Raw genomic sequence first — 12,114 nt, forward strand, 5'->3', positions numbered from 1 at the left:
GGCTCGTTGCCTCTTCAGTGACCACTGTAAGAAAATCGCTGTTGATCAATCATTTACATCCATCTTCGTACTATTTAGTTTAAATCAAAATGCTTTCCATTTACTTCATAAACGACCCACTCAGCAAGATTTGTCGCATAATCAGCAATTCGTTCAATGTAACGACCTATGAAAGCTAATTGAGTAATCTGATCAACTTCAATATGGTCATCTTTTAATTTAAAAAGCTCACGTATTAACTCTCCGTAGAGGGCATCCACTTTATCATCCATTGCAGCAATTTTTTGTGCTAGCAATAAATCCGTCTCTCTGTATGCCTGTAACGATTTATGAATCATTTCTTGAGCGAGTGTAAACATCGCTACAATCTTCACTTGATAGGGGAGGAGACTATCTTTTTTCATCCGCTTGGATTGCTTGGCAATATCTACGACTAAATCTGCTACGCGCTCTAAATCACTTGAAATTTTTAATGCGACAATTAACTTCCGTAAATCTGTTGCAACAGGCTGCTGCCTAGAGATTAATCTTGTCACTTGATCATGCATTCCAACCTCTAGCTGATTGATTAGGTAATCATGATGAATAATTTGTTCCATTTGCCTTGCATCTGAAGAGGCAAATGCTTGGATCATTTGATCAATTACCTCCTCAACCCGCGTTCCCATTTCTAAAAGGTGGTGTTTCACTAAATCAAGTTGTGAATGGAAACTTTCGCGAATATCCATGGCTCACCTACTTATCCGAATCTTCCTGTAATATAATCCTCTGTGCGTTTGTCTGATGGATTTGAAAAAATAACATCGGTTTGATCGTATTCAACCACTTCTCCATTTAAGAAGAATGCTGTCTTATCAGATATACGCGCGGCTTGCTGCATATTATGGGTGACAATAATAATCGAATAGTCTTTTTTCAATTCTTGAATTAATTCTTCTACTTTAAGAGTCGATTTAGGATCAAGAGCTGAAGTCGGTTCATCCATTAAAATGACATCAGGCTCAATAGCCAGACAACGAGCAATACATAGGCGCTGTTGTTGTCCCCCTGATAGGCCATACGCATTCTCATGAAGTCTCTCTTTCACTTCATCCCAAATGGCTGCCCCTCGTAAACTTTTCTCAACAATCTGGTCCAAGATTTTTTTGTTTTTAATACCATGAATTCTCGGTCCGTATGCGACATTGTCATAAATGGACTTAGGAAATGGATTCGGCTTTTGAAACACCATCCCGACACGAGTACGTAATTCTTCAACCTGATAGGATTTATCGAGAATACTCTTCCCTCGATAAGAGATTTCTCCAGAAATTCGTACAGTTGGAACTAGTTGAACCATTCGGTTTAATGTTTTAATATAGGTAGATTTCCCACAACCTGAAGGACCAATAATTGCCGTTACTTCTTTTTCATAAATAGCAAGATTTATATTTTTAAGAGCATGATCCTTTCCATACCACAGATTTAAATCTTTCGTATCATATACAACCTTTTTATCTAGAACGGCTGTTTCAACTGGTCCACCTTTGGGACTATACGCTACATTCGCTTTTTGTGACAAAGCCATCATTTTTACCCCCTAAAAAATTAATACCTTTGTTGGAATTTATTTCGAATCACAATCGCAATTGAGTTTAATAAAAATAGAACAACAAGCAAGACAACAATCGTCGCAGCTGCCAAATTCGCATACTCTGCTACAAGCGAAGAATCAAGCGTCCAATAATAGATTTGCATTGGCAAGATCGTAAATCGATCCATTATTCCACCAGGAAATGGGATTAATAGAGCAGGAATTCCAATAACAACGAGTGGAGCTGTCTCACCAATTGCACGTGATAATGACAAGATGGCCCCCGTTAAGATTCCAGGTAGAGCTGCAGGTAGAATGATATTTTTGATCGTCTGCCATTTGGTTGCACCCATTCCAAATGAAGCTTCACTTAAATGAGCAGGTACAGCACGAATCGCTTCTTGAGAAGCAACGACAACAATGGGCAATACCAATAAAGACATCGTTAATCCACCAGCTAAAATCACATTTCCAAAATCCATCGCACGAACAAAAATCGTCAACCCTAAAATACCAAAAACAATGGATGGTACCCCTGCTAAATTAGAAATATTTGTTTGAATGATTGAATGAATCCGTCCTTTTTTGGCATAACACTCTAAATAAATCGCTGTTCCGACACCTAGAAACATCGTAACAGGAGCAACAACTGCCATAAGCCATAGCGTGCCAAGAATTGCTCCCATAATTCCTGCTCGATCAGCATTTGTTGAAAGTTTTCCTGTTAGAAAATCGAGATTAATCCAACCTATCCCGTCTGAAACAACTCGATAAATTAATACGGCCAGAACGACAAGCCCAAATAAGGTCGATAGTAAAAAGACTGTTTTGGCAAACGTATTTAACAACAATCGTCCATTCATCTTCTTTTGAACAAGCGCTGTGTCAACATATTTCATGATTAATATTCCTCCCTAAACTTACGAGAGATATACCTAGCTAGTAAGTTCATCAAGAATGTGAAAACAAATAACGTCATCGCTACAGCATATAGGCTGTAATATATAGTCGATCCAGAAGGAGCATCCCCACTAGATACCTCAACAATATACGCAGTCATTGTCTGCATAGATTGAGTAATGTCAAAAGTAAAGTTTTTAGAACTTCCACTTGCAATCGTAACAATCATTGTCTCACCAATCGCACGTGAAATCCCAAGAACAAATGAAGCGATAATTCCAGACATAGCAGCAGGCATAATGACTTTTCTCGTCACCTCTAACTTCGTAGAACCAAGTGCTAATGCTCCCTCTCTCATAGAGTTAGGAACAGAGCTCATGGCATCTTCAGATAATGAAGCAACCATTGGAATAATCATTATCCCCATGACAATTCCTGGACTTAAAATATTAGTAGCTTGGAGTCCTGGTATAAACTCTCTTAGTATCGGTGTTACAAATGTAAAGGCAAAGAAACCATATACAATCGTAGGAATCCCGGCAAGGATTTCTAACATTGGTTTTAACAATCTTCTTACTTTATCTGATGCATATTCACTTAAATAAATCGCAGTCATCAAACCAATCGGCACAGCGACAAACATCGCAATCACCGAAGAAATAATCGTACCAGTTAATAAAGGCAAGACACCAAATTCAGGATTTTGACTAAGCGGCCTTAACACCGTTCCTGTAAAAAAATCAACGAAAGGAATTCTACTAAAAAATTCTACTGTTTCACTTAACAACGTAAAGATAATTCCAACTGTCGTTAAGACGGAGATGGTTGCAATCATAAGAAGAACTCTCGGCATAATTTTTTCTAATACATTCGTAATGCTTCGCTTGCTCTTCTTCTCTTCAATCATCTCTCTAACGTTAACAGCGTTCCCCTTTTTTAAAGCGCTGTTTGCTTCCATCATCTGCACCCCTTTTAGCCTATATCACTCAGGTAAATAAAGTAGAAGATGAGAACAAATGACCTGCCCTCATCCTCTTAAACCTTGCAAAGATTACTTAAGTCCTTCTAACACTTCTACATATGCTTGTACTTCTTCATCTGGTAATGGAGCAAAGCCAGTTTGACCAGCAAATTCATTTACATTGTTAGCTGTAAATAATGCGAAATCTAATACTTGAGGATTTGCTTTTGCCTTGTCAACATTTAAGTATGTGAACACAGGGCGTGTAAACGGTGCATATTCAGCCTCTTCACCAATTGTATCAAGTGACGGCTCAATAGGACCATCGCCAAAATCAACGTTTACAGCTTGTAATTTGTCTTGATTATTCACGTAATAACCAAAGCCAAAGAAGGCAATTCCATTCACATCTTCAGAAACAAGATTAACAAGTGTCGAGTATTCTTGTTGTAAGTTAACTCCATCTACTAAATCTTCTTTTTCAAGAATTGCTTCATAGAAGAACTCATATGTTCCATGATTTTCATTTGGTCCCATTGCGTGAATCTCTTCATCAGGGAACTCTGGACGAATATCAGACCATTTTTCCACTCCACCATCATGATGGAAGATCGAAATTAATTCTTCTTTTGTTAACTCTGTTGCCCAGTCATTTTCTTTGTTAATAACGAATGTTAATCCGTCTAACGCTACTTTCATTTCCATTACTTCAAAACCAGCTGCATCTGCTTCTGCTAACTCTTCGTCTTTAATTTGACGAGATGCGTTATTAAAATCAGTTCCATCTTCTACTAAAAATCGACCGAAACCAGCACTTGTCCCAGCGCGACTTACTTCAACCGAAACATTTTCTTGCTCCGTGTACATATATTCTTCAGCAACAACTGACATTAAAGGATAAACCGTACCTGAACCATCAACTACCACACTGCCCTCTAAATCCGCTGTCGCTTCTTCCGTCGTTTCATTTCCTTCTGTTTGTTCAGATGCCGTTTGCTCGTTTGACTCTGTTGTTGTCTCTTCATTCCCGCTACCACAAGCAGCCGCTACGAACATAACTGCTACCATTGCTACAAACAATAAAAACTTCTTCACTTCATTGTCCTCCCTTTTTATATCTGCATATGATTTCGTGAGGAACAACTCTCTCTCACAATTGCTAGTATAGTAGAGAAATGTTAAGGAGGTATGGTCGTAATGTAAAGGTTTTGTAAAAGAGCCCACACACAAAAGGACGTTCTTCCCTTTTGTGTGTGGGCTCTTTGCGATGTGCGGAGCCGCTGCTTTGGTTTGAGCCTAAAGGAGCGCTCTTCTCCTTTAGGCGTGCAGCGCGTGGAGCCATCGCCACATCTTCGCTCTCCTTACACAAAAGGACGATTTTCCCTTTTGTGGATTGGCTCTTTGCGATGTGCGGAGCCGACGTTTTGTTTTAAGCCTTTTGAGCGCTCTTCTCAAAAGGCGCACGGCGCGCGGAGCCATCGCCACTTGTTCGCACCCTTTACGCCAAAAGGACGTTCTTCCCTTTTGTGTGTGGGCTCTAAAAAAAGACTAAAGGCTGTATAGGACATCCTCAAGTCTATTAGATAAGTAACTATATTTTTGTCTTTTACATACATCTATCTTTTTCTTTCCGTATCTAAGTCTTCCAGTTCAGATACCTGAAATTATATCGTCTCCCTTTTCATTAAAAGAAATCATAGAAAAATGGCTTCTCCCTTGGAACCATTTCTTCAAATGCACGAATCGATTCCTCATCTCCTGTTATCTGTCCAATCTCCATTAACTCAAGGGGCCGCTTGTAACCAAAGAGAATCGCTGATAAGGCATTAATTGATAACTGTATAGTATTTGCTCTATTCTGATTCATACCACTTGCTTTTAGAACAGATACCTGACCTCCTTTTAATTGAAGTGTTTGGTTATTCCAAGGAGCATAATCATCACTTACTTGTAGAATCAATTGTTCTTGTGTTCCATTCTGGTTAAATGAAACCTCTTTTAAAAATGCTTCAACATCTACAATACGCGTCATAAAATATGGGGTAATCTCCAATTTGACTCGAGGCTCGTGTAAAGAAAACAACAATGGTTCTCTTTCATCTACAATCATTTCTAAATCCTCAATCATTGAATCATGTTGACAAATATAATTCCAAAGACCTCTTCTTGCTTGTGAATCTAGAGCTACAAATTCTTCTACTTTCATTTTTTTCTCTTTTACTGTGTAAGTCATATATCCTCTTGGTTCATTCGCATCATCAGAAAACATAGCTACATGTGTGTCTTTTAATCTATTTTTCCACCAGTCTACTGAACGAACTAACATCCCAGTAAAGCCTTTTGCATATTGCTCGTAAATGACATTCAAATCTGATACTGGCATTGTATTAGAAAAACGCCTTATTCTTCCACACGATTCACCTTGAAATTTCAAATCTGACTTTTTCATCGACACCGTTAACCGATTTGCAAACAATTCCCACCCATATTCTCGGTAAAAAGGAACTGAAAATGGATAAAGCATAGAGACTAGATACCCTTCTGCTTTCATCTTCTCTAAAATATGAGTGAGCATTCCTTTGACTAAACCCTTTCGTCTATACTCAGGATATGTAGCAACTCCAGCGACTCCACCCATATTCACTTTTTTCCTATTTATATAAACTTGTAAAGGCAGAAAGTGCAGTTTGGCAATTAATTTTTCTTCGTCTAACACTCCAATAATTTGATGGTTCTTCTTCATATGCTGTATTCTTTCATCTACTTCATCATTGGGTAATTTTCGTTGAAAGGCGTATTCTGATAACCGAACGGCTTCTAAATAGTGCTTTTCGGTAATATTATTGATATACAAATTGATCACTCCTTAAATGCATTGCTTTTTATTTAATGGTTTAACTTCAAATTATTCTTCTTTTAACTGTTCATTACCTTCTTATAAAAAAAATCCAACCTAAAATCATTTAGATTGGATCTTTTTTATGCTATTTGACAATTAGAACAGGCACTTCCACTCGTTTAGCAATTTTATGACTAACACTACCTAGTACCATCGTTTGCAAATTATTCAAACCTCGAGAACCTACTACTACACAATCATAATCTCTTTTATTGGCAAAGTTAACAACCGTAGGGCCAGGTTCTCCTTGAATAATATGAACTGCATGTTCTATACCTGCCTTCTCCAAAAGTTCAACAATCGGCTTCAATTTTTCCTTCCTTTTCCTTTCAATTTCAAACTTACTATTATTTGTTAACACATCAGCTTTAGACGCGGAGCCATCGACTGCATAAACTACATCTATTTTTCCGTTTTTTAATTTAGCTAAACTCACCGCTTTTTCTGCAGCGCGAATTGAATGTTGTGAACCATCCGATGCTAGTAAAATATGATTAAACATGTTTATGTCCTCCTATCAATACCTTACTTACCTATTTTTATCGTAATCAAACTTATTATGAAAGTAAAGGTCATTTTATTATCCGCTATAACCAAAAAAGACAGAGGATCTCCCCTGTCTTAATGTCCCGATGCTTTAGATAAACCACCAATTTGATCTTTTAACTTTTCACTTTCTGCATTTAGGCCAACGTATTCAACTTTAATACCAGCCTGCACGAACTTTCCTTCAATCTTATCAAGAGCACCTATAGCTGAGTCATCCCATAAATGAGCGTTCGTTAAATCAATCTCAACTACCTTTACGTCTTGCTTATAATCAAATTGATTAACAAAGTCTGTAACAGAAGCGAAGAAGATTTGACCGTGTACTTTATAAACTTGTTTATCTAAATGATTGATATAATTTTTTTCAACTTCTACTTTAGAGATCTTCGCAGCAAAGAAGATAGCACTTAATAGCACACCTGCAAATACTCCATATGCTAAATTATGCGTAATAACCACTGTTGCTACCGTTACGACCATAACAATGGCATCTGTACGTGGAAGCTTATGAATATTACGAACAGATCCCCAATCAAAGGTACTGAAAGAAACCATGAACATAACTCCAACTAATGCAGCCATTGGAATCTGAACAACTAATCCTCCAAGAACTAGAATTAAAAACATAAGCACGATTCCTGCAACTAAAGCTGACAAACGTCCTCTTCCACCTGACTTTACATTAATGACAGATTGACCAATCATCGCACAACCAGCCATCCCGCCAAAAAATCCAGCTACAATATTGGCAATCCCCTGCCCGCGACTCTCCTTGTTTTTATCACTTTCTGTATCCGTCATATCATCAACAATGTTAGCTGTGAGTAATGACTCAAGAAGTCCAACGATAGCAAGCGCTATAGAGTATGGCAATATAATCATCAATGTTTCAAGATTAAATGGAATTTGTGGAATCAAAAACATTGGTAAAGCTTGAGTTAATGCCCCCATATCTCCGACTGTGCGAATATCAATTCCCATAAAAATAACCAAAGCTGTTATCATGACAATTGCCACTAAGGCTGATGGAACAGCTTTCGTAATTCGAGGCAATCCATAAATGATAAACAACGTAGCAGCAACGAGCATATACATTACCCATGTTGCATCAACAAATTGATCAAGCTGAGCCATAAAAATTAAAATGGCTAACGCATTAACGAAACCAACCATAACTGAACGTGGAACAAACTTCATGATCCGCGCTAGCTTAAATACACCAAATAAGATCTGTAAAATACCTGTTAGAATCGTTGCAGCTAATAAATACTGTAACCCATGTTCAGCCACTAGCGTTACCATTAATAAGGCCATTGCTCCCGTTGCAGCAGAAATCATTCCTGGACGTCCACCAACAAAAGCAATCACAACCGCAATACAAAATGAAGCGTAAAGCCCTACCATTGGGTCAACACCTGCAATAATGGAGAAGGCAATCGCTTCTGGGATCAGTGCAAGTGCAACGACTATGCCGGCCAATACATCGCCCCTTACATTCCCAAACCATTCTTGTTTAATAGATTGAATGTTCAATCTAACACCTCTTTCCTATTAAGTTTTTTGTTCGACTTTTGACTCTCACAAAAGTCGGGGTCCGTTGTTAACAAAGGTATCTTACCACCATCCCACATAATTTCAAACTCTTATGTAAGCGTATAACATATTTTATTTACTCGATAATTCTTTATTTCTCTCTATCATTCTCTATTTTTAATGAAATTGTCATAAAATCGCCCAAACTAAATATTGCACAAAACATAATCAAATGAATGTTTCGACATTTGATAGGTGAAATTCTGTTCTCCTAAAAAAAGATTGTCCCAAAAAGTCAACACAGACCTTTTGGGACAATCCTGAAACTATATTTTCTCCATTACATACTTAATAAAACACTCTCTATGAACTTCCTTATCTATAATTTTGCGAACAAAATAAGGATCTTTCAATAAGCCATTTTCCTTATCTGAAGCAATCCAATCTTGCACATTCGGATTTTCTATTAACTTCATGTACCATTCTTCATTCTCTAATTCTTCCCACAGTTGCTCAATATTAGGTTTGTTTGATCTTAAAAACAATTTTTGTATCAATTGAATAAACAAACCACCCATTAATAAACATAATAATAACAAAACGAACATGTGTCTCTCCTGCTATGTTTAATTCTATCTTTCTTATTTATCTTACTACGAAATCTCCTAAGCCGCTTTAAGAATACAGAAAAAAACATAGCAATTTTTGTATCATTTGGTATGCTTTCCATTTAACTTTAACTTCCTAATGTTCAGCAATCTCAATCCATTTAACGTGACAAGCAACGTAGCACCCATATCAGCAATAATGGCAATCCATAGAGTAAGCCAACCTGGGATGACAAGCATTAGAGCCAAAAGCTTTAATACAAGTGACAGCGTAATATTTTGCTTAATAATCGTCCGTGCCTTGCGACTTAATTGAATCGTAAAAGGAAGCTTAGATAAGTCGTCTTTCATAAAGACAATATCCGCTGTTTCTAACGCGACATCTGAACCTGCTCCTCCCATTGCTATGCCGACATTGGCTGTTGCGAGCGCAGCAGCATCATTGACGCCATCACCGACCATTGCCACATGATTTCCTTTTTTGCGGATAGATTCAACATAAGACACTTTTTCGTTTGGCAGCAAATTCGCTTTAACATCCGTCATGCCAACTTGACTAGCAATCCTATGAGCAGACGTTTCATGATCTCCTGTTAGTAAAATCGTGTCACGAATTCCCATTTGATGAAGAGTTCCAATCAACTTCTTGCTTTCTTCACGAACAGAATCGGCAAGTGCGAGTAACCCTATTACCTGTTCTTTTGTTGCAAGAATGACAACCGTTTTCGCCTCACTCTTTAGTTTCTGAATCTTTTCTTTTGCTTGTTCCGATAGATCGGTTACTTGCTTAATAAACGCTTCGCTGCCTACATAGTAGGTCGTATCTGCTACTCTCCCCCTAATTCCTTTGCCTGTTTCTGATTGAAAATCAACGACGGATTCGAAGGAGTGACCGATTTTTTGTTCTGCAAAATGTACTATTGCAACAGCAAGGGGATGTTTGGAGTTTTGCTCTAATGAAGCGATCAATCTTAAACATTCAGATTCATTATGATGTTCCTCTACCCAAATGTCCGTAACTTCAGGTTCACCTTTCGTTAACGTTCCTGTTTTATCAAACGCTACTGCTTTAATTCGGCCTGCTTCTTCTAAGTGTATGCCACCTTTAATAAGAACTCCTTGGCGCGCAGCTGTTCCAAGAGCCGTCACAATGGATACAGGTGTTGAAATAACTAATGCACAAGGACAACCGACAACTAAGACCGCAAGACCTTGGTAAATCCAACTGCTCCACTCTGCTCCAAAAGCAAGGGGTGGAATGATGGCAACAAGAATGGCAATGAAGATAATGATCGGTGTGTATACTTTTGCAAAGCGGTCAATAAATGCTTCGGCTGATGCCCGCTTCGCTTGAGCTTCTTCAACTAATTTCATCATTTTTGAAAGAGTCGAGTCTTCATTGCGCTTCGTAATTTCTACCTCTAATTGACCTTCTTCATTTAACGTTCCTGCAAAAACGGTATCACCTATTTGTTTTTCAACAGGAATCGATTCCCCTGTTATCGCAGCTTGGTTCACTGACGATGCACCTTTTATTACCTTGCCATCAACCGTTACTTTTTCTCCAGGGCGGATCATAACGATTTCCCCAACCGCCAGTTCTTTCACATCAGCATCCATCCAAGCATCATTCCGCCAAACTCTTGCCATTTTTGGTGTGTTTTCAAATAAGGAACGAATGGATTTTCGCGCTCGTTCCATCGAATACGTTTCAAGCATTTGGCTAATCGCAAAAAGAAAAACAACAGTAGCCCCTTCTCCCCATTCTCCTATAATCGCTGCTCCAATCACCGCAATTGTCATTAATGTTTTCATATCAAAGCGTGCTTGTGTTAGATTTTTGATCCCTTGAAGGAAAAGACGATGTCCTCCTATAAGCATGGACGATGTATAAAAGAAAATAGCGAGGAGGCCTTCACCATATAATCCTTGCATCATAAACCCAATTACTAGAAAAAAACCTGAAACAATCGTTTTCCACATAACGGGTGATTTCCACTTCGAACGCCTTTCTATTTGCTCATCCTCTTGAAATAGTTTCAAATTTTCAAAGGCTCCTTCTTGCTCGACAGCCTTTTTCGTTACATTTCCAATGACCGTTATGGTCGAAGCTTGAAAATTCACTTCAGCTTTTTCGACTCCAGGTAGACTGTTAACATTATGTTCAAACTGAGCAGCACAGCTCGTGCATGAAAATCCTTGGACGTGGTACTTCACTTCCTTACTCACCCACGCACCTCCTCATTTTGATGGGCAATCGCCGTCATTAATAACGTTCGTATATGTTCATCATCAAGCGAATAAAATACGAGCTTCCCTCTTTTCTCACTTTTCGCTATACGAAGATTTTTTAGATGTCTAAGGTGATGAGACGCTGTCGCATTCGTTGTACCAATTATTGAGGCAACATCACAGACACAGAGTTCCTTCTCTTGGCAAAGTGCATAAGCTATTTTAACGCGTGTTTCATCAGCAAGAACTTTAAACATATCAGCAAGAAGATCAAAGCGTTGATTGACTAACTGATCTTTTACTTTTCCTACTACTTTTTCATCGTAAGAAAATACTTCACATGTTTCTATTGGTTGTTTCTGCTTGCTCATCTCAACATCCCCCATTCATTCAAACACTCATTTGATTATTAGTATATTCTATTTTTATAAAAAAGTGCAACAAAAAAGCGAGCAAATGGATAAAATTCCATTACTCGCTTGGTCTTAAAATGCAGCAAAGTTTCTCAGACAAGACGTCACTCATCGTTTTCTCATTTAATCGGTAGTAATTCCATTGCCCTTTTTTCTCTCGATCAATGAATCCTGCATCAAGCAATATTTTTAGGTGATAGGATAGTTTGGATTGAGGAATATCGAGAATCTCGGTTAAGTCACACACACATGTTTCTCCGCGTACGCAAAGCTCGTTTAATAATGTAAGTCTTTTTTCATCGGCTAGCGCTTTAAATTTTTGTTCAAAAAATTTAGGATCAAACGATTGACTCTTGGATTCAAATCGTACTGGAATATCCATAAGTACCTCCCATCAATTTTTATTGATATAATTAACATACCATTTTTATGCACTCTATATCAAC

12 protein-coding genes are annotated in these 12,114 nt (G+C 38.0%); all 12 read right to left on the reverse strand.

All coding sequences use genetic code 11. The features are described 5' to 3' along the window. Positions 1–74: 74 nt before the first annotated feature. On the reverse strand, positions 75–728 hold the full coding sequence (gene phoU / locus LQ50_RS05420) for a phosphate signaling complex protein PhoU (protein ID WP_034626897.1): 654 nt from the start codon (positions 726–728) through the stop codon (positions 75–77). 11 nt (positions 729–739) lie between these two features. Beyond that, positions 740–1,570 (reverse strand): phosphate ABC transporter ATP-binding protein PstB, encoded by an 831-nt coding sequence (gene pstB, locus LQ50_RS05425; RefSeq protein WP_084138630.1) that lies wholly within the window; start codon positions 1,568–1,570, stop codon positions 740–742. A 17-nt stretch (positions 1,571–1,587) separates the two neighbouring features. Continuing rightward, positions 1,588–2,472: a phosphate ABC transporter permease PstA gene (gene pstA, locus LQ50_RS05430; protein ID WP_034626900.1), complete on the reverse strand. Its 885-nt coding sequence runs from the start codon at positions 2,470–2,472 to the stop codon at positions 1,588–1,590. A gap of 2 nt (positions 2,473–2,474) precedes the next feature. Beyond that, positions 2,475–3,431, reverse strand: a complete 957-nt coding sequence (pstC, locus tag LQ50_RS05435) for a phosphate ABC transporter permease subunit PstC (RefSeq protein ID WP_034626901.1) — start codon at positions 3,429–3,431, stop codon at positions 2,475–2,477. Between the two features lie 93 nt (positions 3,432–3,524). Continuing rightward, positions 3,525–4,529 carry a PstS family phosphate ABC transporter substrate-binding protein gene (locus tag LQ50_RS05440; protein WP_034626902.1) on the reverse strand — a complete coding sequence of 335 codons (1,005 nt, stop codon included), beginning with the start codon at positions 4,527–4,529 and terminating at the stop codon, positions 3,525–3,527. 589 nt (positions 4,530–5,118) lie between these two features. Further along, a complete protein-coding gene (locus LQ50_RS05450) occupies positions 5,119–6,288 on the reverse strand; it encodes a GNAT family N-acetyltransferase (protein WP_034626905.1) in 1,170 nt (389 codons plus the stop codon). Between the two features lie 130 nt (positions 6,289–6,418). Continuing rightward, positions 6,419–6,835, reverse strand: a complete 417-nt coding sequence (locus LQ50_RS05455; RefSeq protein WP_034626907.1) for a universal stress protein — start codon at positions 6,833–6,835, stop codon at positions 6,419–6,421. Between the two features lie 119 nt (positions 6,836–6,954). After that, the gene (locus LQ50_RS05460; RefSeq protein WP_034626908.1) at positions 6,955–8,415 is read right to left on the reverse strand and encodes a SulP family inorganic anion transporter; all 1,461 of its coding nucleotides are present in this window, start codon (positions 8,413–8,415) and stop codon (positions 6,955–6,957) included. 326 nt (positions 8,416–8,741) lie between these two features. Next, entirely contained in the window at positions 8,742–9,023 is a 282-nt protein-coding gene (locus LQ50_RS05465) for a hypothetical protein (RefSeq protein WP_034626910.1), read from the reverse strand. A 102-nt stretch (positions 9,024–9,125) separates the two neighbouring features. After that, positions 9,126–11,252, reverse strand: coding sequence for a heavy metal translocating P-type ATPase (locus LQ50_RS05470; RefSeq protein ID WP_034626912.1), 2,127 nt, complete (start codon positions 11,250–11,252; stop codon positions 9,126–9,128). After that, complete coding sequence (locus LQ50_RS05475; RefSeq protein WP_034626913.1) at positions 11,249–11,626, reverse strand: ArsR/SmtB family transcription factor; 378 nt, start codon at positions 11,624–11,626, stop codon at positions 11,249–11,251. The genes LQ50_RS05470 and LQ50_RS05475 overlap by 4 nt, the downstream gene beginning before the upstream one ends. 100 nt (positions 11,627–11,726) lie before the next feature. After that, complete coding sequence (locus tag LQ50_RS05480; protein WP_052144601.1) at positions 11,727–12,050, reverse strand: ArsR/SmtB family transcription factor; 324 nt, start codon at positions 12,048–12,050, stop codon at positions 11,727–11,729. Between the last annotated feature and the right edge of the window lie 64 nt (positions 12,051–12,114).

The organism is Halalkalibacter okhensis (genome assembly GCF_000787375.1).
GTDB lineage: Bacteria > Bacillota > Bacilli > Bacillales > Bacillaceae_D > Halalkalibacter > Halalkalibacter okhensis.

Excerpts from the sequence above, each read along its gene's own strand:
- LQ50_RS05475 (WP_034626913.1), bottom strand. The coding sequence starts at position 11,626 with ATGAGCAAGCAGAAACAACCAATAGAAACATGTGAAGTATTTTCTTAC.
- LQ50_RS05465 (WP_034626910.1), bottom strand. The coding sequence starts at position 9,023 with ATGTTCGTTTTGTTATTATTATGTTTATTAATGGGTGGTTTGTTTATT.
- LQ50_RS05480 (WP_052144601.1), bottom strand. The coding sequence starts at position 12,050 with ATGGATATTCCAGTACGATTTGAATCCAAGAGTCAATCGTTTGATCCT.
- pstC (WP_034626901.1), bottom strand. The coding sequence starts at position 3,431 with ATGGAAGCAAACAGCGCTTTAAAAAAGGGGAACGCTGTTAACGTTAGA.
- phoU (WP_034626897.1), bottom strand. The coding sequence starts at position 728 with ATGGATATTCGCGAAAGTTTCCATTCACAACTTGATTTAGTGAAACAC.
- pstA (WP_034626900.1), bottom strand. The coding sequence starts at position 2,472 with ATGAAATATGTTGACACAGCGCTTGTTCAAAAGAAGATGAATGGACGA.
- pstB (WP_084138630.1), bottom strand. The coding sequence starts at position 1,570 with ATGATGGCTTTGTCACAAAAAGCGAATGTAGCGTATAGTCCCAAAGGT.
- LQ50_RS05455 (WP_034626907.1), bottom strand. The coding sequence starts at position 6,835 with ATGTTTAATCATATTTTACTAGCATCGGATGGTTCACAACATTCAATT.